The 23606-nt window shown below is 57.5% G+C and carries 24 protein-coding genes and 1 tRNA gene; 13 read left to right on the forward strand and 12 right to left on the reverse strand.

The window, feature by feature from the left end:
* Positions 1 to 52 precede the first annotated feature (52 nt).
* Both MQE22_RS09010 and MQE22_RS09015 read left to right on the forward strand, forming a co-directional pair.
* Positions 53 to 1330, forward strand: a complete 1278-nt coding sequence (locus tag MQE22_RS09010; protein WP_215872675.1) for a hypothetical protein — start codon at positions 53 to 55, stop codon at positions 1328 to 1330.
* A gap of 204 nt (positions 1331 to 1534) precedes the next feature.
* Entirely contained in the window at positions 1535 to 1798 is a 264-nt protein-coding gene (locus MQE22_RS09015) for a hypothetical protein (protein WP_255789660.1), read from the forward strand.
* Positions 1799 to 1807: 9 nt separating this feature from the next.
* Here the strand turns inward: MQE22_RS09015 and purT are convergent, their stop codons facing one another.
* Positions 1808 to 3001 carry a formate-dependent phosphoribosylglycinamide formyltransferase gene (gene purT / locus MQE22_RS09020; protein WP_255789662.1) on the reverse strand — a complete coding sequence of 398 codons (1194 nt, stop codon included), beginning with the start codon at positions 2999 to 3001 and terminating at the stop codon, positions 1808 to 1810.
* Between the two features lie 73 nt (positions 3002 to 3074).
* Here purT and gnd point away from each other — a divergent pair, with 73 nt between their 5' ends.
* The 3 genes from gnd (at position 3075) to MQE22_RS09035 (ending at position 5957) form a co-directional block, all read left to right on the forward strand.
* The gene (gene gnd, locus MQE22_RS09025) at positions 3075 to 3998 is read left to right on the forward strand and encodes a phosphogluconate dehydrogenase (NAD(+)-dependent, decarboxylating) (protein WP_255789670.1); all 924 of its coding nucleotides are present in this window, start codon (positions 3075 to 3077) and stop codon (positions 3996 to 3998) included.
* Positions 3995 to 5461 carry a glucose-6-phosphate dehydrogenase gene (gene zwf / locus MQE22_RS09030; RefSeq protein WP_215872672.1) on the forward strand — a complete coding sequence of 489 codons (1467 nt, stop codon included), beginning with the start codon at positions 3995 to 3997 and terminating at the stop codon, positions 5459 to 5461. Before gnd ends, zwf begins: the two co-directional genes overlap by 4 nt.
* Before the next feature lie 202 nt (positions 5462 to 5663).
* Entirely contained in the window at positions 5664 to 5957 is a 294-nt protein-coding gene (locus MQE22_RS09035) for a metalloregulator ArsR/SmtB family transcription factor (RefSeq protein WP_215872671.1), read from the forward strand.
* A gap of 8 nt (positions 5958 to 5965) precedes the next feature.
* Here MQE22_RS09035 and MQE22_RS09040 read toward each other — a convergent pair whose 3' ends face one another.
* Positions 5966 to 7279, reverse strand: coding sequence for an ATP-binding protein (locus tag MQE22_RS09040; protein ID WP_215872670.1), 1314 nt, complete (start codon positions 7277 to 7279; stop codon positions 5966 to 5968).
* 13 nt (positions 7280 to 7292) lie between these two features.
* Positions 7293 to 7826 (reverse strand): TlpA disulfide reductase family protein, encoded by a 534-nt coding sequence (locus MQE22_RS09045; protein WP_255789671.1) that lies wholly within the window; start codon positions 7824 to 7826, stop codon positions 7293 to 7295.
* A 282-nt stretch (positions 7827 to 8108) separates the two neighbouring features.
* Between MQE22_RS09045 and MQE22_RS09050 the strand changes: the two genes are divergently transcribed.
* The 3 genes from MQE22_RS09050 to MQE22_RS09060 all read left to right on the forward strand — a co-directional run bounded on the left by MQE22_RS09050 (position 8109) and on the right by MQE22_RS09060 (position 11030).
* Entirely contained in the window at positions 8109 to 9581 is a 1473-nt protein-coding gene (locus tag MQE22_RS09050; RefSeq protein ID WP_215872669.1) for a cytochrome ubiquinol oxidase subunit I, read from the forward strand.
* Between the two features lie 117 nt (positions 9582 to 9698).
* Entirely contained in the window at positions 9699 to 10721 is a 1023-nt protein-coding gene (locus MQE22_RS09055) for a cytochrome d ubiquinol oxidase subunit II (protein WP_438266991.1), read from the forward strand.
* 48 nt (positions 10722 to 10769) lie between these two features.
* A complete protein-coding gene (locus MQE22_RS09060) occupies positions 10770 to 11030 on the forward strand; it encodes a hypothetical protein (RefSeq protein ID WP_215872667.1) in 261 nt (86 codons plus the stop codon).
* Positions 11031 to 11104: 74 nt separating this feature from the next.
* On the opposite strand, the gene MQE22_RS09065 is transcribed toward MQE22_RS09060, so the two are convergent.
* From MQE22_RS09065 to MQE22_RS09075, 3 genes are all read right to left on the reverse strand, one after another.
* Positions 11105 to 12718 (reverse strand): cation:proton antiporter, encoded by a 1614-nt coding sequence (locus MQE22_RS09065; protein ID WP_215872666.1) that lies wholly within the window; start codon positions 12716 to 12718, stop codon positions 11105 to 11107.
* Positions 12719 to 12747: 29 nt separating this feature from the next.
* Positions 12748 to 13416, reverse strand: a complete 669-nt coding sequence (locus tag MQE22_RS09070) for a putative quorum-sensing-regulated virulence factor (protein WP_215872665.1) — start codon at positions 13414 to 13416, stop codon at positions 12748 to 12750.
* 64 nt (positions 13417 to 13480) lie between these two features.
* Positions 13481 to 13792, reverse strand: a complete 312-nt coding sequence (locus MQE22_RS09075; RefSeq protein ID WP_215872664.1) for a winged helix-turn-helix transcriptional regulator — start codon at positions 13790 to 13792, stop codon at positions 13481 to 13483.
* A gap of 125 nt (positions 13793 to 13917) precedes the next feature.
* Between MQE22_RS09075 and MQE22_RS09080 the strand changes: the two genes are divergently transcribed.
* From MQE22_RS09080 to MQE22_RS09090, 3 genes are all read left to right on the forward strand, one after another.
* Positions 13918 to 14772 carry a pirin family protein gene (locus tag MQE22_RS09080; protein WP_215872663.1) on the forward strand — a complete coding sequence of 285 codons (855 nt, stop codon included), beginning with the start codon at positions 13918 to 13920 and terminating at the stop codon, positions 14770 to 14772.
* Positions 14773 to 14791: 19 nt separating this feature from the next.
* Positions 14792 to 15394, forward strand: a complete 603-nt coding sequence (wrbA, locus tag MQE22_RS09085; protein ID WP_215872662.1) for an NAD(P)H:quinone oxidoreductase — start codon at positions 14792 to 14794, stop codon at positions 15392 to 15394.
* A 79-nt stretch (positions 15395 to 15473) separates the two neighbouring features.
* Positions 15474 to 15549 (forward strand) — tRNA-Asn (locus tag MQE22_RS09090).
* A 75-nt stretch (positions 15550 to 15624) separates the two neighbouring features.
* Here MQE22_RS09090 and MQE22_RS09095 read toward each other — a convergent pair.
* From MQE22_RS09095 to MQE22_RS09120, 6 genes are read right to left on the reverse strand one after another with little or no spacing between them, the layout of a single operon-like run.
* Positions 15625 to 16278 carry a thiopurine S-methyltransferase gene (locus MQE22_RS09095; RefSeq protein WP_215872984.1) on the reverse strand — a complete coding sequence of 218 codons (654 nt, stop codon included), beginning with the start codon at positions 16276 to 16278 and terminating at the stop codon, positions 15625 to 15627.
* Positions 16275 to 18350, reverse strand: a complete 2076-nt coding sequence (locus MQE22_RS09100; RefSeq protein WP_215872985.1) for an EAL domain-containing protein — start codon at positions 18348 to 18350, stop codon at positions 16275 to 16277. Before MQE22_RS09100 ends, MQE22_RS09095 begins: the two co-directional genes overlap by 4 nt.
* Positions 18347 to 18703, reverse strand: a complete 357-nt coding sequence (locus MQE22_RS09105; RefSeq protein WP_215872986.1) for a response regulator — start codon at positions 18701 to 18703, stop codon at positions 18347 to 18349. The genes MQE22_RS09100 and MQE22_RS09105 overlap by 4 nt, the downstream gene beginning before the upstream one ends.
* Entirely contained in the window at positions 18700 to 20040 is a 1341-nt protein-coding gene (locus MQE22_RS09110; protein WP_215885763.1) for a sensor histidine kinase, read from the reverse strand. Before MQE22_RS09110 ends, MQE22_RS09105 begins: the two co-directional genes overlap by 4 nt.
* Positions 20037 to 20609: a heme NO-binding domain-containing protein gene (locus tag MQE22_RS09115; RefSeq protein ID WP_215870768.1), complete on the reverse strand. Its 573-nt coding sequence runs from the start codon at positions 20607 to 20609 to the stop codon at positions 20037 to 20039. The genes MQE22_RS09110 and MQE22_RS09115 overlap by 4 nt, the downstream gene beginning before the upstream one ends.
* Positions 20606 to 22477: a sensor domain-containing diguanylate cyclase gene (locus MQE22_RS09120; RefSeq protein ID WP_215870769.1), complete on the reverse strand. Its 1872-nt coding sequence runs from the start codon at positions 22475 to 22477 to the stop codon at positions 20606 to 20608. The genes MQE22_RS09115 and MQE22_RS09120 overlap by 4 nt, the downstream gene beginning before the upstream one ends.
* Positions 22478 to 22899: 422 nt before the next feature.
* On the opposite strand from MQE22_RS09120, the gene vapB reads away from it, so the two are divergent.
* A complete protein-coding gene (gene vapB / locus MQE22_RS09125; RefSeq protein WP_215870770.1) occupies positions 22900 to 23130 on the forward strand; it encodes a type II toxin-antitoxin system VapB family antitoxin in 231 nt (76 codons plus the stop codon).
* Positions 23127 to 23528, forward strand: coding sequence for a type II toxin-antitoxin system tRNA(fMet)-specific endonuclease VapC (vapC, locus tag MQE22_RS09130; RefSeq protein ID WP_215870771.1), 402 nt, complete (start codon positions 23127 to 23129; stop codon positions 23526 to 23528). Before vapB ends, vapC begins: the two co-directional genes overlap by 4 nt.
* Positions 23529 to 23606 lie beyond the last annotated feature (78 nt).

Genomic DNA, 23606 nt, shown 5'->3' on the forward strand with positions numbered 1-23606 from the left:
GCAAGAACAAAGAATTTGTTTTCATGCAGAGAGACGAGAAGAGGAGTGATCAATGAAAAAAATACCATTATTCATTGCCGGCCTGATGGTCTTACCAGCAATCAGCCATGGTCAGACAATTCAGCAGTTCCTGGAGAAGTCTACGGTCACGGGCAATATTCGCTCCTACTATTACAACCAGATGTTTGCCGGTGATGCCGTAGAAAACCGTTATGCCTTTTCTCTTGGCGGTATGATCAAAGTACAGACGGCGCCTCTTTACGGCGTAAGCGCCGGAGTCGCGTTTTACACGGCCAACGATCTCGGAGCCAATGAAACGAGCGGCGATCAGAAACGTCTGGACCCCTTACTGATGGGCACCAGAACATCGTTGAATGTACTGGGGCAAGCCTATCTGCAATACCAGAATCCCTGGCTGAAAGTAGACGTTGGCAATTTGTTACTCAATACGCCGTGGATGGGACCCGCCGACGCATTCATGATCCCCAATACCTATCAGGCGGTCACCGCAACCCTCCATCCCCTACCTGATCTGAGCATTATTGCGATTCGCGAATTTCGCTATAAAAATCGTATTCAAGCCGATTATCATCGGCAAACGCTACTCAACTACAACGCGCATTACAGCTACTTGCCCGACAACAGCGACGGTACCCTTGCCTTTGGTATCAAGGGGCAGAAACTAGGGATAAAAGCAGCGGCATGGTTCTACCGTTTCTATGACCTGACGAACATGTTCTACGGAACAGTAGACTACACCACGCCAGTCCTCTTTCAACATTTCCAGCCATTTGCGGACTTTCAATACGCGCGGGAATGGGCCGACGGGGGCCAATTGGCAGGACCGGTGAATGCCACGGTGTTTGGTGGCATGCTGGGCCTCAAGGCGCAGTTTGGCGGTATGCGCGGCAGCATTTTTGCAGCTTACAACCATATCCCGCAGCGGGCCACCACTCTTCCCAACAGCCAGACACTGATGAACGGCGGCTTCATTTCGCCTTTCTCGCAACAATACAGTGCTGACCCCCTCTACACCAGCATTATGAACTATGGGCTGGTTTCAGCGTCTGCATCTGGCCATGCCTGGAAAGCCGGATTCGTGTTCTTTCCACTGCCCAATCTTCGTTTCAAATATTCCTATAGCTGGTATCACACTGCGCCTTTTTATCCCAACGTAGACGCCAACTATATTGATGTAACGTATACCCCAGGAGGATTCTGGAAAGGGCTATCTCTGCGTAATCTTCTGGCCATTGATCACAGTAATCCGTTTGCCAATTATCATGGCACCTTCGTCGATGATCGCCTGATGTTGCAATACAGTTTCTAAGAGAATATCTCCTCCTCCACATGGTGGCGTGTGGTTCTTGGCAGCAGTGTATCGCTGCCTTTTTATTTGCCATTCATGATTACATATCATTATCAGAAAAAGTATTTTTGATTATTATTTGTAAAATAAAATACGGCAACAAAAGATTCTCTTTGCTTTACCAAGCGAACAAATGAAAAATTGTTTTACCCAATATCCATGGAGGTGATCATCACGAATCGCAAAGTAGTGAAACATTCTCTTATGGCGCTGATTATCCTGGCGGCACTGACGCAAATGGCAATGGCCGATATTACCGTCACCGCGCCAGAAGACACAGCAGATCCCTTGTTCACCCAACCGGTGCCGCAAACCTGGCATTTTGGCCCGGACGAAAAGAAGTCCAGCTCATCACCGGCAGCACCGGCGCAAGAGCAAAACAGCGTCACCGTTACGGTGAAGACGCTTCCTCCCAGCAAAGCGCAATGAGGCTAACGCTCAAGCACGGGCGACGCGGATTTCTGCGGCCGCCCGTTCCGCCCGCTCACGAGCGAGCTCGATGCTGTCTGCGCTGGCCAATGCCACCCCCAGGCGGCGCAGCTTCTGCGCCTGCGGCTTACCAAACAGCCGCAGATCGCTTTCGGGGACGGCGAGAGCCGTAGCGATTCCGCTGTACACGGGCCCCCAACCAACTTCGCCGGCGCGAATGACGGCCGAGGCCGAGGGGCGGCGAAAGCCGGGGTCTAGGGGCAAACCCAGAATTGCGCGCAGGTGCAGCTCAAATTCGTTCTGGCGCTGACTGATCAGCGTCACCATTCCGGTGTCGTGGGGGCGGGGCGATAGTTCACTGAAATACACGTCCTCGCCGCGCACAAAAAATTCCACCCCGAAGATGCCGCGACCACCCAGCGCCTCCGTCACCTGCCGTGCCATCTCCTGCGCCGCAGCCAGCGCCTTATCGGACATGGGCTGCGGCTGCCAGGATTCGATATAATCGCCCGCCTCCTGACGATGGCCAATAGGCGCACAAAAGACCGTTCCCGCCGCCCCCCGCACTGTCAGCAGGGTAATTTCAAAATCGAAATCGACAAAACCCTCGACAATGACCCGCTGACCACGCACCCGCCCGGCGCTCTGCGCCTCTTCCCAAGCCGCGGGAATTTCATCGGCAGAGTGCAGTACCGACTGCCCCTTACCACTGGAAGACATCACCGGCTTGACGACGCAGGGAAAACCGATTTTCGTGCTGGCCTCCTGCAGCTCCGCCAAAGAAGCAGCGAAGGCATAGGGGGAAGTGCGCAGGGAGAGCTCTTCGGCAGCAAGGCGACGGATGCCTTCGCGATCCATGGTCAGGCGCACCGCGCGCGCCGTGGGGATGACCGTGGCCAAGCCTCTTTTTTCGATCTGTGCCAGGGCCTGGGTGGCGATGGCCTCGATTTCCGGGACCACAAAATCTGGCCGCTCCCGCGCCACCAGGGCGAGGATCGCGTCGGCATCGGTCATATCGATCACTTCGCTACGATGCGCCACCTGCATGGCAGGCGCATGGGCGTAGCGGTCGACGGCAATGGTCTCCACCCCCAGACGCTGGGCGGCGATGACGAACTCCTTCCCCAACTCCCCGGCGCCCAGCAGCAGGATCCGTGTTGCCCCCGCTGCCAGTGGCGTACCCAAAGACACTTCCATCGCCATCCGTCCTGATCCTTATGAGCTGACTATACTGAGAGCATAGCAGTGTCAGCAGGTACTCGTCAGGAGGTGGAATATGGCCGTGGGTAAGATCGGGATGGTGGGTTTGGGGCGTATGGGCGGCAATATGGCACGCCGACTGCAGCGCGATGGTGCCGAGGTGGTCGCCTACAACCGACATATTGAAAAGGCGCAGGAACTGGCGCAGGAGACGGGGATACAGGCCGCTGGCACCCTGCAAGAACTGGTCGAAAAACTTCCCGCCCCGCGCGTCGTCTGGCTGATGCTGCCTGCAGGCGCCCCGACCGCCGAGCACATCCACGAGATCCTGCCACTCCTCGCCACCGGCGACATCCTCGTCAACGGTGCCAATGCCTTTTATGGTGAGTCCATGACGCAGGCCAAGGAAGTCGAGGCCCATGGCGTAGAGTATGTGGATGCTGGCGTATCCGGCGGCGTCTGGGGCCTGCAGGAAGGCTACGCCCTGATGGTAGGCGGCAAGCCAGAAGCAGTGGCCAAGGTCGAACCCTTTCTGAAAATCCTTGCTCCGGGGCCTGATAAGGGATGGCTGCACTGCGGTCCGGTCGGTAGCGGGCATTTTATCAAGATGGTCCACAACGGTATCGAATACGGCATGATGCAGGCCCTTGCCGAGGGCTTTGCCATCCTCCAGGGCAAGACGGAGTTCGATCTGGATCTGGCCGCAGTGGCCGAGATGTGGCGCTATGGCAGCGTGGTACGCTCCTGGTTGCTGGACCTCACTGCCGCTACCCTGCACAAGGATCAGGTCTTGGCGGACATCGCCCCCATCGTTGCGGACTCCGGCGAAGGCTTGTGGACCGCGCAGGCGGCGTTGCAACAAAAGGTTCCCGCCCCGGTAATCACTCTCGCCCTGCAAATGCGCTGGGCCAGTCAGGGCAAGGATGACTATGCCGCCAAGCTACTGGCCATGATGCGCAATCAATTCGGTGGCCACGCCGTAGTGCAGGAGGCAAAATGAGCGAAGATTGCATCTGTCAGTTTGTCATCTTCGGTGCCACCGGCGATCTCGCCTCGCGTAAGCTTCTGCCCTCTCTTTATCACCTGCAATGCGCTGGCCTGCTTCCCGAAGAGCTGCAGATTCACGCCGTAGGCAGACGTCCCTGGGATGATTCCGGCTGGCTGGAATTTTTACGCGAACAACTGGAATCCTTTGCCGGCGACTTTCATCCAGAACACTTCGAGAAATTTGCCGCCCGCTTTCATTATGTGCGGGGAGAACTGCACGAAGCCGATCTGTACCAAAACCTTGCCAAACAATTGACTAAGGATGGCGCACAGCAGCCCGAACGCAGCATCTTTTATCTCGCCATCCGCCCGCAGGACTTCTTTACCGTGCTGCAAAATCTCTCGGCGGCAGGCTTTCACCGCGATGGCGACTACCGCATTGTGATCGAAAAACCCTTTGGCAATGACCTGGAAAGCGCTATCCAACTGAACGAACAAATCCATCGCCATTTTCGCGAGGAACAGATCTACCGCATCGATCACTACCTGGGCAAAGAGATCGTGCAAAATCTGTTGGTATTCCGTTTTGCCAATCTTCCCATCGAGGCCGTCTGGAATCGCAACTTCATCGATCACGTACAAATTACTGTGGCCGAGGATCTGGGGGTAGAGAACCGCGCCGGTTATTATGATCAGGCAGGTGCCTTGCGCGATATGGTACAAAACCACCTGATGCAGATCCTCACCCTGGTGGCCATGGAACCTCCGCCCTCCCTGGAGGCCGACACCCTGCGCGACGAAAAGGTCAAGGTCCTGCGCTCCATCCGCCCGATTCCCAAGACCGCCATCCATGCCCACGCAATTCGCGCCCAGTATGGACCGGGCATCATCGACCACCAGCATGTGCCCGGCTATGCCGACGAGCCGGGAGTGGCGCCCAATTCCATTACCGAGACCTTCGTGGCCGCAAAATTCTACATCGACAACTGGCGCTGGCGTGGTGTCCCTTTCTATCTGCGTACCGGTAAGCGCATGCCTACCAAGAGCTCCAGCGTCGCCATCCGTTTTCGTCATACCCCGCAACAGCTCTTCCGCGAGACCCCCATCGACCGCATTGAGCCCAACTGGATTCTGCTATCGCTGGAGCCCGAGAGCCTGAAAATTGAGCTCCACGTCAAGGAGCCGGGTCTGGAAATGCGCATCCGCCCTACCCAGCTCAATGCCAGTTATCGCCGCGACGGAGAAAAAGAACTGGATGCCTACGAGGCGCTGCTGCTCGACGTGCTGGAGGGAGACAAGGCCCTGTTTATCCGCTTTGATGAGGTCGAATGGGCATGGCGCGCTGTCGATCCCTTCATCAAGCGCTGGTCACGGGAAATGGATTACATCATCACCTACCCCGCGGGTACCTGGGGCCCGGAAGAGGCCACCCGTATCATGGATAAGGAAGATCAATTCTGGCGCAACCAATTGTGATCTGTCGCTGACCCACGACAGGGTCAGCACCTGTCCTCTGGGGGGAAAGAGTCCCCACGCGCGGAAATGTAGCCGCAGATCGACAGGTGGACCACCAGAGAATTTCTCCTATTATTACAAATCAAATGGTTACCATGGATTTTGCGGCCGGCACAGGTATTGCTGCAGCCCTTGGTACCGATCTCCACATGAGGCTATCGCCATGACCAAAACCGTTCTCGACGAAACAGAAATCTACCTCCTAGCGGGTGCCCTGCGCGCGCTCGCCCATCCTTTGCGTTACCACATGCTCTGCCTGCTCAGCCGCGGCGAGATGAACCTGCAGCACCTGGCGCGGGCCGTGCACACCAGCCACAGCAACGCCGCCCAGCATCTTGCCCTGCTCCAGGCGCAGGGTCTGGTGATGATGCGCAAAGCGGCCACCCGAGTGTATTACCGGATCGCAGATCGCCGGACCCTCGATCTTCTTGCCAGAAGCCGTCAGGTGCTCGCCTGACCCTACCATCATCGTAGCTTTGGCTCTGCGCGTAGCTCCCAGGAAAGTTCCGCGCAGAGTCCGCTCCCATCGCTGCGGTTATAGAGACGTAACTGTAAGCCCTGCGCTTCGGCAATCTGCCGCGCAATTGCCAGGCCCAAACCGCTGCCGTCGCTGTGCCCCCGCGCGCTGTCCCCACGACTGAATGGCTCCAGTAACGCTTCCAGACGATCCTCTGGTATTCCGGGTCCGTGGTCACAGAACAGCAGCACCCCGCGTCCGTCGCGCTTGCGCAGGGTCACCTCCACCCGGTCGCCGGCATAGCGACGCACATTGTCCAACAGATTATCGAAGAGACGGCGCAACGCCTCGTAATCCCCTCGAAATGGGTAACGGCGTGGCAAGCTTGCCTGCCATACGCCGCCGGCCCGAGTAAACGCCTCGCCCGTCACCTGCAGGAGTGCAACCAGGTCGAGATCGGCAATGCGGGCGGAACTCCCCCGACCAATGGCAAGGGACTGCGCCAGCAGCTCGGTCATGCGCTGGGTATCCTCAGCCAGACCCTCGCGCAGCTCCTGGGGCGTGTCTTCCGGCAAGAATTCCAGCGCCATCTGGATACGGGTCAGGGGTGAGCGTAGGTCGTGGGAAATGCCCACCAGCAGCAGGGACTGGTGGTCGATCATCGCTTGCAGGCGGGTACGCATACGCTCAAAGGCATCCAAAAGATCGTAGAATTCTTTGGCACCATTGGCCGGCAGCGGCGGCAGGGGGGCATTCCATTTGCGCCGCAGGGCATCCGCCAGAACTGCCAGGGGTCGCAATACACGGCGCACCAGAATGATCGTCAACACCAGCAGAGACAGGGTCGAGATTCCCAGAATCGCCAGCAGACCGAGAGGCAACGTGGCGGTAAGGCGTCGACGTGCGAAATGCATCCAAACGGCTTGTCCGCGAGTGGGGATAGCAACCCAGAGAGTGCCTTTTGGGTCGTGCGCCGAAAATACCGGCACCGTCTTTCCCAGACGTTTACGCAATACCTCGGATAAAATTTTTCCGTAGAGATGGCTGCGGCTGCTGCCAATGTCAAAATCGGGCGGTGGCGCACCGATATAGATGCCATTATCACGCGCAACGCGCTGCAGGAAAACGGCACGCTGCTCTACCGGCAGTTGTCGATAGGTCTGAGCAGTCATGATCAAGAGGCCAGCCAGATCTTCCGCAGACCGCTGACCCAGGGGCAGCAGGACGGTAACGATGATGGAAAGCACGGAAAAAATCTGCAACGCGACAATACCCAGGGCCAGGGTCCCGGCAGTTTGGCGGAAGAGGCTCTTGCGCTGCATCAACGGGCTCCTCTCATATCCAGGCCCACAACAGATGCCAAAGAATGACGGGCACCGCCATGGCGCCGACATAGCGCCCGATGATTTGCCCTTTGGCATTCACCAGCAAGCTCGTGGGTGTCAGCAGCACGCCCCCTACCGCCTCGCTGGCGCCCTGCCCGCTTGCTAGGTAGACCGGGTAATTGATGCCGAACTCCCGCACGCGCGCCCGCACTGCACTGGCGCTACTACCATCCACCGCAATCCCCACGATGCTGAATTTTTTGCCGCCAAGCCAGCTCTGCAACTGCACCAGAGCTGGGGTCTCGGCCAGACAGGGCGGGCAATCCGGAGACCAGAAATTGATGAGCATCATTTGCTGTGGTGACCTCGGCAGCGCCAGCACCTGCCCGGAGAGGGAGCGGACGCTGATGGGCGGCAGTTGCCGGGGGACTGTCAGCGCGGCGCTGCTGCCGCGCCATTGGGTGAAGTAATACACTCCAGCAAGCAGCGCTATCCAGATCACCAGCTCCAGCCAGAAACGTCTCTTGCGCAAAAATCGGAACACGGTCTCTCCTTGCCAGAAGCCGAGAAAATCGCACGAGTCACGCCGCCGGGCAAGCCTTGGAATGAAAATTTCCGACGGCAGATAACTATCAAAATAGTTTTTTATCTATATACAAAACTTGTGGATATGCCCCACGAGATTGGGTGATATCCACCACATCCGCTCCGATGAAGGCAAAGATCAGGAACTTACGGGACTTTTCAGATGGTACAGCATTTGCTTATATAAATACGTACATTACTGTGTACTGTATATTTAGCAAAACTGACATAGGAGTGAGTCATGGTTTTAGAAAACACTTTGCCCGTGCTCCTCAGCCGTATGGACTTCGCCTGGATCACCTCCATGCACATCCTTTGGACTCCCTTGACCATCGGAATGTCGTGGCTGCTGTTTTTTATGGAAGTCGCTTGGCTGCGCACGGGCGATGAGCGATGGTACAAGCTCAATCGCTTCTTCGAGAAGATTCTCATCATCAATTTTGGCGCCGGTGTCGCAACCGGTGTCACCATGGAAATGGCCTTCGGTATCCTCTACGGGCCCTTCTCCCAGGCCGTCGGCCCCTTCTTCGGCAATATCCTGGGCTTCGAGACCATTACTGCCTTCATGTATGAGGCCGGCTTCATCGGCCTGATGGTCTTTGGCTGGGGCAAGATCAGTAAGGGGATGCATCTCTTTGCCACCTTCAATGTCGGTCTGTCCTCCAGTCTTTCGGCCATGTGGATTTTAGTGGCCAATTCCTGGATGCAGACCCCCAACGGCATCGTACTCAAAGATGGTCTCTTTCAGGTCACCAACTGGTGGCACGCCATCTTCAATGACAACTTTGTCTGGGGCTTCCCGCACATGTGGGTGGCGACGGTCGAGCTGGCCCTCTTCGTTTTTGCCAGCGTCAGCGCCTGGTTCATTCTCAAGAACCGTAATGCCGATCTGTTCACCAAACTGCTCAAGCCCACTTTGTTGGCGCTACTGATCGTCACCCCCGTGCAGATCTGGTTGGGCGATTCCGTCGGCCGGGACGTGGCCATGACGCAACCGACCTCCCTGGCTGCCATGGAAGGGCACTACCACACCTACTTGCCGGACGGCAAAGTCAATACTGGCTGGCATCTGATTGCCTTTCCCAATGCCCAGAATGACGGCAACGTCTTTGCCATCACCATTCCGCATGTCTTGAGTCTGTTGGAAACCCACACCCTGAACGGTAAGGTCACGGGTATGGACCAGTTCCCGGCCAACGATCGTCCAGATGTCTGGGTGCCTTTCTACTCCTTCCGCGTGATGGTGGCGATCGGCTTCTTCCTATTTTTTGTGGCGCTCTGGGGTAACTGGCTACGCCTGCGCGGCAAGCTCAATGCCGAATCGCTACGCAAGAATCCCTGGTTCCTGCGCGCGGTGGTCTTCTCGGGCTTTCTTCCCTACCTCGCCATCTGGTGTGGCTGGTGGACTCGGGAAATCGGCCGTCAGCCATGGGTGGTTTTCAACCTGATGCGGACCTATCAGGGTGTCAGCCACATGACGCTCGGTCAGGAGGTCTTCTGGTTCGTTGGCTACATCATCTTCGAGCTGACCGTCTGGTCCGGGGCCTGGTACTTCTTCAGTCGCGTCATTGCCAAGGGTGTGGACAACATTCCGCACTCCGACACCCTCTTCACTCATCATGATGAAGAGAGTGGGCACGACGAGGAGAAGGCAGGTGGTGGCTTTGCCAAGCCGACCTTTGCCAGCAAGCCGATGCTCGACAAGAGCCGGTAAATCCATGAGCCGGGGTGCAACCCCGGCCTTGCCACGGAGACTTTCCACATGTTTTTTCAAGACGTAACCCGAATCGTCGGCGCACTCTCCACCTGGTGGTGGTTGATTCTGTGTCTGATGTTTCTTCTGTATATTGCCCTGGACGGGGCAGATTTGGGTGCCGGCATCTTTGCACTGTTTTCGCCGGATGAAGAGGAACGTGGTGCCATCATGGCTTCCATGGCAGGTTTTTGGGATGGGAACGAAACCTGGCTGGTCGTCGCTGGCGGTATCCTGTTCGGCGCCTTTCCATCCGTTTACGGGAGCGCCTTCAATTACCTACTGATTCCTCTCGCCTTTGCCTTGTGGGGTATCATTTCGCGCGCCATTGCGTTTGAGTTTCATGTGCACGCTATCGGTTCCAAGCGCTTCTGGGGTTGGATGTTTGCATTTGGCAGTGTCCTCGCGCCTTTTGGTGCCGGTGTGGCATTGGGCGGTGCCCTGCAAGGATTCCCCATGGCGCACCACATCGCGGCCGAAGGGGTCGCAGGTGCCCATGCCAATGCCTTCGACGCCGTTCCCCACTTCGCCGGCGGGCCATTCACCTTTCTGAGTCCCTTCAGCATCTGGACCGGCTTTGGTGCAGTCATTGCTGCGAGTCTCGCCGGAGGTTTGTATCTCTGTGCCCGATTCGTTCCTGGCGATGTCATTCACGAGCGTGCCAAGAAATGGACCAATGCCTTCTCGATGATCGCTCTGGCAGCGATCGTCATCACCTTGATCTGGTCCTATGCCATCTTCCCTTGGGCAGCCGCTAAATGGACTGGCGCCAATTGGTGGGTATGGCTGATCTGGATTCTGGTGATCCTGGGCTTTGCCTACAAGTCGATGACAGCGCACGCTGCCTCGCGTGACTTTGTGGCTCTGCTTTGGGGCGAGGGCGTGGTTGCCCTGATGTGGTTTGCCATGTGGGCGACCATGTTCCCATATATTGTCCCGCATACCTGGGGCATTCAAGAGGCATCGAATCCGGCAGACTCCCTGGCGGTGTTCACCCTCTTCATGACCGGCTTTGTGCCTATCATGATTCTGTACAACTGGTACCAGATCTGGGTATTCCGCGGTCGCTACACTAAAAAAGCGATGTACGCAGGTCACTAATGATTAGAGGCCCCGTTTTCGGGGCCCGTTTTACTCTGGAGTAACGAAATGAATATCAAACAACATCCGGCTGCCATCAGACCGGCTGCCACGCCGCCCACAGATTTACAGCAGGCCCTCGAAGCGTTAGAGGAAAAACAGGATATGGTACAGGAAAAGCTGCGAGAACTTCTCGGCAGTATCAATCACGCCCATCCCGACGAGATCATGGACCAGGTACTTATTCTCGACCGCGAACTGCGCAGATATCGACGCTTTTTTCATATTCTCAAAAGTCACTTCATCGATCAGCGACCTTCTGCAAGCTGAAGGGTGAGCACCCGTACCCCCTGCGAAGACCCATGGAGCGCCAGTAGAGGCTGAACACCCATCTGCAGGAGTATTCACTCTTTCAGCGGAAGATCCTGAGCGTCTTCGCTCGCCCGTTGAAAAGCCTTGGTAGGCGCCGATTCCAGCTCCAGCAGCTGCGCATCGACATCCGCAAGCAACTCCTCGGCACCAGCTTCATTCAGTAACCCCTCTTGCCGCGCATCCAGAATTTTCTGCTTGCGTTGCAGCAGCAGACGTCGATACAGGCGAACGTAGTCGCGCTGACGAATCCAGTCATTGTCGACCTCCTCCTGCGCAAGCGTCTCTTGTATCTGCGCACGCTCCTGAGAAAATTGCCGTTGCAATAGCTGCAGCACCTTCGGGTCGCGCAAAGCCTGCTGTTCCAGGGTCTTCAGCTCGTTGAGGTCGTGCTCGGCGAGGGCTAGACGCAAGCGGTTCCTCTCAAAGTTCTCATTATCGCTCTTGCCCGCGAGGACGCCAAAGAGGCGTCCCAACGGCGAGATGCTCAATCCCTGCACCAGAATCGTCAGCAAGACCACGCCAAAAACCAGATTGATGAGCAGGTCGCGGGAAGGGAAATCCATCGGCAGACTGAGTGCCAGGACCATCGATAGCGCCCCGCGAATTCCGCCCCAGAGCAGGATGAAGTTCCAGTTGAGAGGGATCCGCGCGCGGGTAGGCCGCAGAATGGCACCCATGCCATAGACCACCACGGCGCGTGCCACCGTGACGGCCAGGTACGCGGCGAGAACCAGCGCCCAGATCTTCAACAAATCCTGAAGATGAATGGTCAGGCCCACCAACAAAAAGATCAGGGAGTTGAGGACAAAGCCGAGATATTCCCAAAAGGTATTTACCGCCATGCGCACCGAGGCGCTCATACCTCGCTGGGCGGCATAATTGCCACAGAGCAGGCCCGCCACCACGGTGGCGATGACACCAGAAAAATCCAGTTGAGTGGCCAGCAAAAAACTGCCGTAAGCCGCCAGGATGGTGATGGTAATCTCTACCATACCGTCGTTTACCCGCTTGATGACTTCCGAACTCAGCCAACCGATGACCAGGCCCAGCAAGGCCCCACCACCGACCATGGTGACAAATTCCAGTCCCAGAGCGGGCAGGCTGACGCCTTTACCCAATGCAATGCCCAGAAAAAGCGTAAAAAAGACGATGGCGGTGCCATCGTTGAGCAGACTTTCACTTTCAATCAAAAAGGTCAGCCGCGCCGGCGCCCCGAGCTGGCGAAAAATGGAAACCACCGAGATCGGATCGGTGGCAGCGACCGCAGCGCCGAAGACCAGTGCCACGCCCAGGCTCAGATTCATGCCGGCCAAATGGGGAAGATAGGGATATACCGCCAAAAAAACATAGGCGGTAACGATCATCGACAGAAAAACGCCCGGGACGGCCAAGCCGAAAATCGCGAGGCGATCCCGCCAGAGAGTACTTGCGGACAGGTGATAGGCGGATTCGAAAATCAGCCCGGGCAGGAAGATGCTGAACACCAGATCATGGGTCAGCACCGGGGTCTGGAACAGACGCAGACTTCCCAGCAGCAGCCCACCCAATACCAGGGCAACGGTATACGGCAGGCGCAAGCGATTGGCGATCACTGCCAGCAAAGAGGCGGCCACAAAGAGCAGAAGCAGTGCACTCTCGGGTATCACAGAAGCCCCTGGGTCAGAGAGAAGTGAGACTAAGCCGCCCCCTCCAGGGCCTTGCGCAGGTACGGATCCATATCGGTGAGGTTATTCAATGCCCAACGCCGATAATCATCCGGCAGATCACAAATTTTGACGCCCTTGTGCTTGCCAAAGGGCATGGTTTCGGGAATGCGGGCGCGCTCGCTGAACTCCCACAACGCCTCCCAACTGGCTGGCCGCACCGCCAAGACGATCCGGTTGAGGATAACCCGACAAAACTTCACGTCGGCCAGCGCAGAATGCGCATTTTTGAGGTTTTCCCGGGTCTTGTTGCGGTCTTTGCTGAAGTGATATAGCAAGGCCGACTGCGAGAAGCTGTCGATTTCCGGCCACAGCCGGCGGCTCATGGCATAGGTGCAGATGCGCTTCACCTCGGGCCGGCCTGCCACCTCCCAGTCGAAATCGATACTGTGCCCCACCAGATACTCGGTATCGGCGGGCAACTGGAAGGTACTTGCCGGCGGGCAATCAGCCAGATCTTCATCGAGGATGTGATGCACCGCAATGGCGCCCAGCTCGATTTTCTTTTCCGGACGGTAGCGTTGCACGAATTGCTCTTCCACCTCCAGGGTGCGCAGGTCATTTACCCGCAACCACGCTGCCTCAATCAGTTGCGGCGCGTTGCGCCCGGTGGTTTCCGTATCAAAAATCAACGCTGCCATACTCTCACCCTATCCGAAATCAACGAGCAGGGTATCGACTCCCCGTCCCCCTCGCAAGAGGAGTTTATCGAGACGTGGCGACAAATCCCTCAGTCGCCCACTTCCGCGCCAAGACGTCGAGCCCATCCAGCACCACTCCCAATTCCCGGCCACGTTCGGTCAGGCCATAGCTGACCTCCGGTGGAACGGTGGGACGATAATCGCGGTAGATAATCCCTGCTTCTTCCAGCAAACGGAGGCGTTCGGTGAGCATGCGTGCGGATATCTTACCTACGGCACGCTGCAGGGCACCAAAACGCAGCGGTCCCTGATTGCGTAGGGTCCAAAGGATATATGTGGTCCACGGGCCCATAAGGAGCCGCAACAAGCTATCCATAGGGCAGGCACTTTCCTGAATGGTCTTTCTCATAGTTACTAATCAGTACCTACTTTACAAAAATATATATTACCATAGTATGCAAAATCGGTACTACGCGCAAAACCGTGCAGGGAGTCGATACGATGAGCATTTCCCAGTCTTCTGCCCAGAGCCGAGGCGTTGAGAGCGTCATCGCCGGCCGCGTCACCAGCGACGGCGCCGGAGTCAAACTCACCCGTCTCTTCGAGCGTTCGCTGCAACAGCGGCTCGACCCTTTCCTCATGCTCGACGCCTTTGGCAGCGATGAACCCGACGACTATATCGCGGGTTTTCCCGACCACCCGCATCGCGGCTTCGAGACCATTACCTATATGCTGGCAGGCCGCATGCTGCACCGCGACAGCGCCGGACATGAGGGCCTGCTGGAGAGGGGCGGGGTGCAGTGGATGACAGCGGGCAAAGGGGTGATTCACTCCGAAATTCCGCAGCAGGCCGAGGGACGGATGGCCGGCTTTCAGCTTTGGCTGAATCTGCCCGCCGCGGATAAACTCTGCGCGCCCTGGTATCGGGACTTTCAGGCCGCAGATCTGCCGCGCGGTGCCGATGCCCAGGGCAACCACTGGACCGTCATTGCCGGCAGTAGTCATGGCGTGCAGGGTGCCGTACAACGGGCGCAAACAGAACCCTTGATCATCGATCTCGAATTAGGCGCGGGGGCAAGCTTCTGGCAGGAGTTGCCCCCCAGCCACCACGCCTTTGTCGTGTCCTATGAGGGGGAGGTGCAGATCGGTGCGCGCAAGGTCCCGGTGCAGCATTTGGCGATTCTGGACGATGCCGGCTCTGGCGTTGCGCTGTCCGCGTCGACCGCCAGCCGGGTCCTGCTGGTCGCGGGGCGACCGTTGGGGGAACCCATTGCCCAATATGGGCCTTTCGTGATGAATACCGAGGAGCAAATTCAGCAAGCGGTCGCGGACTATCGGGCCGGACAACTGGCGTAATGGAAAAAGGAGATCGGAGATGAGCAAAATCTTGGTGCTATATCACAGCCTGTGGGGTCACGTAGAACAGTTGGCCGAAGCAGAAGCAGAGGGTGCGCGCTCGGTGCCCGGCGTGGAGGTGATCATCAAGCGTGTGCCGGAGACCCTGGATGCGGAAAAGCAGACGGCCATGCACGTCAAGGCGCAAACGGCAGAGGAAGCACACCCCCATGAATTGGGGGACTATGACGCCATCCTCTTTGGCACCCCCACCCGCTTTGGCAACATGAGTGGCCAAATGCGGAATTTTCTCGATCGCAGCGGCGGTCTCTGGCAACAAGGCGCCCTGGTGGGCAAGGTCGGCAGCGTGTTTGTCAGTACCGCTTCCCAGCATGGCGGTCAGGAAAGCACCATTCTAACTTTTCATCCTTTCCTCTTCCATCAGGGGATGATCGTCGTGGGTGTGCCCTATAGCTGCCCCGAGCTGAACAACATGGAGGAGATCAGCGGCGGTACTCCCTATGGGGCCAGCACCCTCGCCAAAAGCGATGGTAGCCGCCAACCCTCGACCAACGAGCTGGCCATTGCCCGCTTCCAGGGAAAACACGTGGCAGAGATCACCCAGAAACTCTTTCCGTCTTGAGCTGTACGTCTTTTGACTAACACATGGGCTTACAGCTGGTTGACGCAAACGCATTCCATCGCTATCCTACGCGAACTTTTCCCCGGTAGCTCAGTCGGTAGAGCGGGTGACTGTTAATCACTAGGTCGGCAGTTCGAGCCTGTCCCGGGGAGCCAATGACCGAGGCGCTTGGAAATGTTTCCAGGCGCCTTTTTTGTTTACCCTACTCCATCATCGGGAAAATGATATTACTAGTCGTTGCTCCGACATAACCGGAAAATGAGTTCGTCGAAGCGAGCAAGCTCCTCCCTGCCCTCCTGGCTACGAAGGTCTCGCCTTTCCAATTTTTGTACCATCCATGCCGGTTCATATAACGCATGAACTTCCGCTTCCCCCACAGCAAATGGCGGACCATCTCGGGCGTCTTGCGGATAATCCAGCGTAATCAGCAGGATGGGCGGACGATTTGGCAGCAGTTCGTGCAGCTTGCGGACGTAATCGCTACGGACCTCCGGTGGCAGGGCAATAAGCGCTGCCCGATCGTAAACAGCCACCGTGTCAGCCAGATCCGCTGGCGAGAGAGCAAAAAAATCTCCGCAGAGAATTTCGATACCTTCGCAATGGTAGCGCTGAAAAGCGCCTTGCTGTTCAACTTCGGGTATCAGACCGTGCTCCGCAAAAAATGCCTCGACAGCAATGGGGCTGAGTTCGACTCCCCGTATCTTATGCCCTTGTTTGGCCAGCCACAGCAGATCCAGGCTCTTGCCACAGAGGGGTACAAAGACCCAGCCATCGCCACTCGCGCCGAGCTGGCTCCAATAGCGCAATAATTGCGGGTGAAATTCGGAGCGATGAAAACCAATCCGATTTTCCTGCCAGCGCTGCAGCCAGGATTGCGCGTTCATGATCCTACTCCGTTGTTCGTTGCTTTGGCTGTCAGCCAGGCCGCCAATTCATCGCGCGGCATAGGCTTGGCAAAGAGGTAACCCTGCAGACGATCCACCCCTGCCCTGCGCAGGGCCTCGGCCTGAGCCAAGGTTTCCACGCCTTCGGCGACCACTTTCAAATGTAGAGCGCGGGCAATCGCGATGATCGCTTCGATCAAATGCCAAACTTCTGCTTGAGAAGCAAAATCGCGCACAAAACTTTGATCAATCTTGAGGGTATCGAACGGCAAGCGATGCAGGGCATTCAACGACGCATACCCGGTACCAAAATCATCCAGCGCCAAATGAAAACCGACTTTTCCCAAACGTTGCAGGCAATCTCCAGCGGTTTCCAGATTGTTCACGGCTGTAGACTCCGTCACTTCCACGCAAAGATTGTGCGGCGCGAGTCCATGCTGCTGCACATGTCCAATGAGCTGTGCCGGAAGTTGCGCATGGAGAAGTCCCGGCGGAAAGTTGATAGCGACATAGACATCGGCTGGCACCATGCCACCGTGGATCCACTCCTGAATCATCGCCAGGGATCCGTCGAGCATCTGCTCGGTCAACTTTCCAATCAATCCCGCTTCTTCCAGCAAGGGGATGAACTCGCCTGGAGAAACACGTTCGCCCTCCTCGCGCTGCCAGCGAGCGAGAGCCTCAAAACCGACAAGCTGCCCATGGCTATTGATGATAGGCTGCAACCAGGGCTGAAACGCGCGGCCTTGCAGCGCAGGCGCCAATTCCGCACGCAGTTCTCGACGACGTTTGCTCCGTTGCCGCAAGGCCTCATCGAAGTGATACAGATCCACTCCAAGCGCATCTGCCTCCTGAGCCGCCAACTGGGCAGCCGCAAAGAGCACATCTGCAGAGGGAAGCACATCGCTCAGTACCCTCGTCGCGATGCCCACCACCGCAGTACACGGTAAAAATTCGGAGGAACCTGCATTGGCAATGGCCAGGGCTTGGCGCGCCAGGCTTTCGCAGGAGGCCGCTCTGCAGTGCTCGTGCTGAGGTACAAGCAGCAGCTGTTCCAATTGCTCTCCGCTGCCAACCATGCAGCTCGGCAACTCTTGCTCAAGAGCTCTACCCAGCGCAGCGACCGTACGGCGGCGCCCTTCGAGTTTGTCCGAAAAATCGCCGAGATTGGTGAGCTGCAATAGGATTATCGCCTGCTCGCCCGCTCCCGCCGCCTTGGCGAGCATAGCCTGAGAAACCAGCTCGTCAGCAAGATGCTGGAGATTCGGCAAACCAGTCAGTCGGTTGTTGTACCGCAGGCGACTGATGTTGGTATGCGTGCCAGCGCAATACTGACACGATCCATCGTCAGCCCGTAGGGCGGCACCGCGGGTAAGTACCCAGCGATACCGATCATCAGCTCCGAGAATCCGGTACTCGCAGTGAAAGTCGATCTGCCCGGGAGCCTGCAGAAACCGCTCCCATTCAGCCTCTACACGAGGGTGATCGTCCGGGTGAATGCGCTGCAACCACACTGCGCAGGAATCCGTACGAGCCACAGATGCGCCGCCGAGCAGTTCGTTCCAGCGGGCGGAATGTTCCATACGGTCTTCCGGCACAAACCACTCCCAGATGCCATCGTTGGCCCCGGCCAAAATCAGCTCCTGGCGAGCTTGCGCTTTCTGTAGCTTGTGGTGGGAATGGCTGAGGCTCAAACAGGATCGAAGGCGGGCGCGTAAGGTAGCAAAGTCGATGGGCTTGGTAACGTAATCGTTGGCACCCAGGTCGAGCGCCTCGGCGAGACGGTCCTCTTCATCAAACGCTGTCACCATGAGAATAGGCAGGACATTGGCCGCATGCGTGCTGCGGATCCGCGCCAGAACCTCAAGCCCAGTCAGCCCCGGCAGGCCGATGTCTAGCAGGATAGCCGCCGCTTGATGCTTTTCCAGCCAAGTCAGGGCGGCCATACCGTCTGCTACCCCCTGCGCCTCCCAGCCCTCTCGAGCAAGCCGGCGCAGCAAAAGGGCACGGCTGGCGGAGTCATCCTCAACAACCAGAATGGGTGCCTGCGGCGAAATCTCTTCAAAAGTCACGAATTTATCAATTCCTTAATGGACCCCAGTAGCGGCTCAAAATCTATCGGTTTACTCAGGTAGGCCTGCGCCCCCAGAGCTAACGCCCTCTCCTGTTCACCCCCCAAGGAATGGGCACTCAGTACGATGATCGGTACTGTTGGATCATACTCGCGAATGCGCTCGATTGCCTCCCAGCCACTCATCTCGGGCATCGCCAGATCCATCAGGATGATCTGCGGGCCATGCGCCTTGGTTGCCTGCACAGCGACGAGACCATTTTCCGCCTCGATGACGGTAAAACCGCGACGCTGTAAGCGACGACCCAGCATATCGCGATTTCGCGCGTCATCCTCAGCGAGAAGCAGCTTCATTGCCCCTCTCCTTCCTCTGTCGACGAGAGCGGCAGAAAAAGATGGAAGGTAGAGCCGGCTCCCAGTCGGCTCTCCACCTCAATCCGCCCCCCGAGCAATTCGATGAGTTGGCGGGTGAGGGCAAGGCCCAGACCCGTGCCACCGAAGCGACGATCGATGTCGTCCTCGGCCTGCACAAAGGCATCGAAGATGCGGTTCAGTCCCTCGGGGCTAATACCAATACCGGTGTCCGAGACCGTCCACAGAACGGCGTCATCTACCCGCTGCACGCGTAAGGTAACCACGCCATCCTGGGTAAACTTTGCCGCATTGCCGATCAAATTGAGCAGACACTGGCGCAGTTTGCTACTGTCGGTGGCGAGTATGGGGAGTTGCGTATCCAACTCCAGCGCAAAGCGATTGCCATTACCCTCGACCAAGGGTCGAGCGACAGCCCCTACCGCCCGCGCCAGTTCGGCGGGATGGATAGGTTCTCTATGCACTCGGGTCTGGCCGGCCTCGATGCGGCTCATATCCAAAACGTCATTGATCAGCCCCAGCAGATGCCGGCCGGCGTCGCGGATTGCCTGGAGATCGCTGCGGCTGTTTTCGGCTGGTACACCATCGTCGAGTTCCTCGAGGATCAGCTCGCTATAGCCGATGATAGCATTGAGGGGAGTGCGCAGTTCGTGGCTCATGCTGGCAAGAAAACGGCTTTTGGCCAAGGATGCCGCCTCGGCGGCCTGACGACGCTCTTCCAGAGCTCGTTCTTGCGCCCGTTGCTCACGAATATCGCGCAATAAGCCGACAAAACGGCGTTGTTCGTGGACACAAATTTCAGAGACAGCAAGGCGCACAGGTATTTGTGTTCCATCGCGCCGCCGCACCTCCACCTCACGCCCGACGCCGATGATACGCTTCTCACCGGTTTGCAGATAGCGAAGCAGGTAGTCATCATGCTCGCGGGCGTAAGGCTCCGGCATGAACGCCTTGATGTTGCGACCGATGAGACTATCGTCTGCTGCCAGCAATTGCCTGGCCGCAGGATTGGCTTCCAGAATGGTACCGTGGGCGTCGATCACGATCAGACCATCAAGCAGGGTATCCCAGGTGGCCTTCAATAGGGCAGAGCGTTCAGCCACGCGCTGATCGAGATCCCGGGCATTGGCCTGTTCCCGATCGAGAAGCCGCGCTACGGAATCTAGCAGAAAATTGATCAGCAGCACTAGTTGTTCGATGTCAGGGTCGGCAGCTTGCGCGCGGATGGTAAAATCCACCCGACCGTCCACAGCCAGGCAAAGCTGATTACTGATTTCGTGTAGCGCTTGGCGCAACGGGTCCGGATTGCCTGCCGTCACAGCGAGCCGTCCTTGGCGCTAAATTGCAGCTGAAACGCACATTCGGCGTCGCCACGCTTCCGACACTGGAGAACGTCGATTTGCACCTGTTGCCCATAGTGATTGCCAACCTCCTCGGCCAAGGCGAAGTACAGGCCGCAGAAGCGGTTGGGAGAACGATAATAGACGAGTAACTTTCCTTCCGGACCGTCCTCCACGGCAAATTTATCGTTCACCGCATCGCGTTTTGCCGTATCGCGCAGGCCCGAGGCCAGCATGTTGTGGATTGCTGGCTGACGGGCCAGGAACTCGCGGGCATCCGCCGATAGCCGAAAAAAAGTTGGAAAGCGGGTGAGGGTTTCCGCAAGAAAAAACCGCGCATAGGCTCGGAATGCTGCTTCCTGATCCACGCCCAGCACCAGGCAGGCATTTTTCAGGAGCTCGCCGACTTCCTCGTTATCGTAATCGGTATCGAGGCGATACTGAAAGTCCGCTGCGAGCCCAGTGCGCCGTTTGACCTCCGTCAGCGCCTCATCACCACCCAACTGCTGGACCATATCCAACAGCACTTTCTGAATGAGGCCAATCATATGCTGCCACCTTTGTCGTGCAGAATGATGCGATTGCGTCCGTCACGCTTGGCATGCAGCAGGGCTTGGTCAGCCGCGCGCAGCAGATCGTCCGGGCTGGACATCTCCGGTACACGCTCGGCCACGCCGCCGCTGAGAGTGATGGATGGGAAGTCGCCGTTCAGCCCTTCCGCCGCACTGCGGAGCCGCTCGGCAAGCTGCTGGGCTTCTTCCGCACCACTATTGCTGCACACGATAACGAACTCTTCGCCACCCCAGCGCGCCACCCGATCACTGCTACGGACATGCTCTTTGAGGACTTTTGCCAGAGCACACAAAGCACGGTCGCCAGCGTCGTGACCATGCTCATCATTAACCCGTTTGAAGTGATCGACATCGAGCATAATGACGGCCAGACGGGAACCGTAGCGCAATGCGGTTTCCCAGGCTTCCTTGAGATACTGGTCGATACTACGCCGGTTGTGCAGACCGGTTAGATCATCGTGGGCGGCCACCTGTCGCAGCGCCTCATTCAGCAGCAGGAGTTCACGCTGACTTTCACGACTCTGGTATTGAATATCTTCGAGCGACTGGGTGAGTTCCACGGCGGCACGCGCATTTTTGAGCTTGGCCAGCAGAAACTTTCGGGAAACCGGCTTTTCCAGAAAGTCATTCGCACCCGCGTCCAATGCCTCAACCGCGTGCCCACCATCCATGATCGCCGAAAATACCAAAATATAGAGACGTCCCCCAAACTTTTGGCGCAGACACTGGCAGAGGCTGGGGCCATCCATACCCGGCAATACCCAGTCCAGAATCAATACTCGGGGCAGAAACTGTTGCATGAGCTCCATGGCCGACTCCGCGTCGGTGGCTTCCAGCACTTCATATCCGGCAGGCTCCAAGATGCGCCGAAGTAGCGCGCGGCTGTCGCCGTCGTCGTCGACGACCAACACCCGGACCGTGCGACAGGCATCGCGGGCGCTTCCGACCAAGGGCAGAGCTTCGGGATGCGTGAGCTGCTGCAATCGGCTGCGCACATCGGCTGGCGGATCCAGGTCGAAGAGATCGCTCAGATCTTGCCACTCGCCCTCGATCTCCGTGCGGATCCTGTCCATCAGGTCATCGTGCTGTCCGAGTTTGGCCAGCAGCCGCTCCGGTGGCGGGGCATTCTCCGCGCAACTGCCGTCCGCGTAGTCGCCAAACCAACGTGCAATATTGAGCATGGCCCGCAGTTCCTGACTCCGCACCACATGACTGCTGGCACCGGTGTTATCAGAACTTACCGCCTCTGCCATAAAGCCGGGCAGCCCCCAACGTACCAGCAGTGCGGCACTAAGCTGGCGGTGGTCGAAGCCAAATTCGGTCTGCTCCTTTTCCAGCCGTTCGACCAGATCGTTACTGTTCTTCAGGATACGGCCATAGGGCTCGGGGGCGGCACAGGCCAGAATCAGCGTGCCGATTTCGGCCAGCAGCCCAATAGTGAAAAGCTCCGGAGGCGACCAGGAGCCGACAGCCCGAGCGAGCGCCTGCATGGCAGTGGCACGAACCAGGGCGGCGCTCCAGTAGCGCGGCAAATCCAAGAAACGGGAGAGGACCGGTCGCTGTTGCGTCAGAGAAAGGCCAATCGCCAGTCTGGCGAGCACCGCCAGCCCGATGCGCATGACTGCATCTTCGATGGCAACCACCGGTCGTAGCCCTCGATATAACGCCGAGTTGGCGAGCTTCAGGGTCTTGGCGGCAAGGATGGGATCGCGGCGCACCCTCTCGGCAATATCGCGAACGGACACCTCCGGTCGATCGAGTAGATCGAGGAGTTCCAGCGCCAGCCGAGGCGGCGAGGGGCAGTCGCAATCATCCAGATACCGCAGAAAGTCATTCATGGTCATGGCCGGGCCGCACCCTCAGTGATGAGAAATCGCCGCATCATGCGTATTTTGGTAACGCATTTCCATCCTTAACAAATCCCAACACCTCATTCCGGGCGTTTCGACCAAGCTGACAAGCAGACATGTGAGTACATCCTGATTTATCGTCGGACCTACCGTGTAGATAGACGATGTTCGAGACACTGCCAAGCCCAACGGACAAACCGGCACGGACCGATCAACCACATGACGCAAGCGTCCGACATCTTATTGAACGAATCCGCATCATCGGAAAGGGAAACAAGAAACGTCTGGTTTGATTTTCTCCCCCTCCCAAGGACAGTATGGAATAACGGCTCCAGACCCGACGAGCAGCGATTGACGCCCGCGCGTTGCTGGATTATTTGTATATCCCTTAGCCATATACTATGGAGTCGCTCAACATGCAAAAAGCCACTATCTTTCTGAGTAACCGCAGTCAGGCGGTACGTTTACCCAAAGCCATCGCCTTTCCCGCTGATGTGAAACGCGTGGAAGTGCTCACCGTGGGCCGGACGCGGATTCTGATCCCTGAAGGGGAGTCCTGGGACAGCTGGTTCGATAACGAAGGGGTCAGTGCAGATTTCATGGAAGATCGGGAGCAACCCGCTGATCAGGCCCGCGAGTCCTTGTGATCAACTACCTGCTGGATACCAACATCTGCATTTTCACCATCAAGCGCAAGCCGCCGGAGATTCGGGAACAGTTCCGCCGGCATCACGGACAAATGGCCATCAGCGCGATCACCTTGATGGAGCTGATCTATGGTGCGGAGAAGTCACAGGCACCAGAGCGCAACCTGGCGGAGATCGAACATTTCACGGCGAGATTGGAGCTTCTCGAATTCGGGAGTGAGGCCGCGAAGCATACCGGGCAGATCCGCGCCGAGCTAACCCGGATTGGTAAGCCTATCAGTCCATATGATCAGATGATCGCGGGCCACGCCCGAAGCCGGGGATTGATCGTCGTGACCAACAACCTGCGGGAGTTCGCACGGGTTCCCGGGTTGCGCGTCGTGGATTGGGTATCCTGATTACATGCCCAGCGATGTTTATAAAAAATCGTCCCGGCAAAGAGGTCTCTGAGCCTGTGGGATAACCATTACCTCTGC

This window comes from Acidithiobacillus sp. YTS05, from assembly GCF_024396695.1.
Lineage (GTDB): Bacteria > Pseudomonadota > Gammaproteobacteria > Acidithiobacillales > Acidithiobacillaceae > Igneacidithiobacillus > Igneacidithiobacillus copahuensis.

Coding starts and splice junctions, on each gene's coding strand:
- MQE22_RS09010 (WP_215872675.1), top strand. CDS start 53: ATGAAAAAAATACCATTATTCATTGCCGGCCTGATGGTCTTACCAGCA.
- purT (WP_255789662.1), bottom strand. CDS start 3,001: ATGGCGATGGAAGTGTCTTTGGGTACGCCACTGGCAGCGGGGGCAACA.
- gnd (WP_255789670.1), top strand. CDS start 3,075: ATGGCCGTGGGTAAGATCGGGATGGTGGGTTTGGGGCGTATGGGCGGC.
- zwf (WP_215872672.1), top strand. CDS start 3,995: ATGAGCGAAGATTGCATCTGTCAGTTTGTCATCTTCGGTGCCACCGGC.
- MQE22_RS09035 (WP_215872671.1), top strand. CDS start 5,664: ATGACCAAAACCGTTCTCGACGAAACAGAAATCTACCTCCTAGCGGGT.
- MQE22_RS09040 (WP_215872670.1), bottom strand. CDS start 7,279: ATGCAGCGCAAGAGCCTCTTCCGCCAAACTGCCGGGACCCTGGCCCTG.
- MQE22_RS09050 (WP_215872669.1), top strand. CDS start 8,109: ATGGTTTTAGAAAACACTTTGCCCGTGCTCCTCAGCCGTATGGACTTC.
- MQE22_RS09055 (WP_438266991.1), top strand. CDS start 9,699: ATGTTTCTTCTGTATATTGCCCTGGACGGGGCAGATTTGGGTGCCGGC.
- MQE22_RS09060 (WP_215872667.1), top strand. CDS start 10,770: ATGAATATCAAACAACATCCGGCTGCCATCAGACCGGCTGCCACGCCG.
- MQE22_RS09070 (WP_215872665.1), bottom strand. CDS start 13,416: ATGGCAGCGTTGATTTTTGATACGGAAACCACCGGGCGCAACGCGCCG.
- MQE22_RS09075 (WP_215872664.1), bottom strand. CDS start 13,792: ATGGATAGCTTGTTGCGGCTCCTTATGGGCCCGTGGACCACATATATC.
- MQE22_RS09080 (WP_215872663.1), top strand. CDS start 13,918: ATGAGCATTTCCCAGTCTTCTGCCCAGAGCCGAGGCGTTGAGAGCGTC.
- wrbA (WP_215872662.1), top strand. CDS start 14,792: ATGAGCAAAATCTTGGTGCTATATCACAGCCTGTGGGGTCACGTAGAA.
- MQE22_RS09095 (WP_215872984.1), bottom strand. CDS start 16,278: ATGAACGCGCAATCCTGGCTGCAGCGCTGGCAGGAAAATCGGATTGGT.
- MQE22_RS09105 (WP_215872986.1), bottom strand. CDS start 18,703: ATGAAGCTGCTTCTCGCTGAGGATGACGCGCGAAATCGCGATATGCTG.
- MQE22_RS09115 (WP_215870768.1), bottom strand. CDS start 20,609: ATGATTGGCCTCATTCAGAAAGTGCTGTTGGATATGGTCCAGCAGTTG.
- MQE22_RS09120 (WP_215870769.1), bottom strand. CDS start 22,477: ATGACCATGAATGACTTTCTGCGGTATCTGGATGATTGCGACTGCCCC.
- vapB (WP_215870770.1), top strand. CDS start 22,900: ATGCAAAAAGCCACTATCTTTCTGAGTAACCGCAGTCAGGCGGTACGT.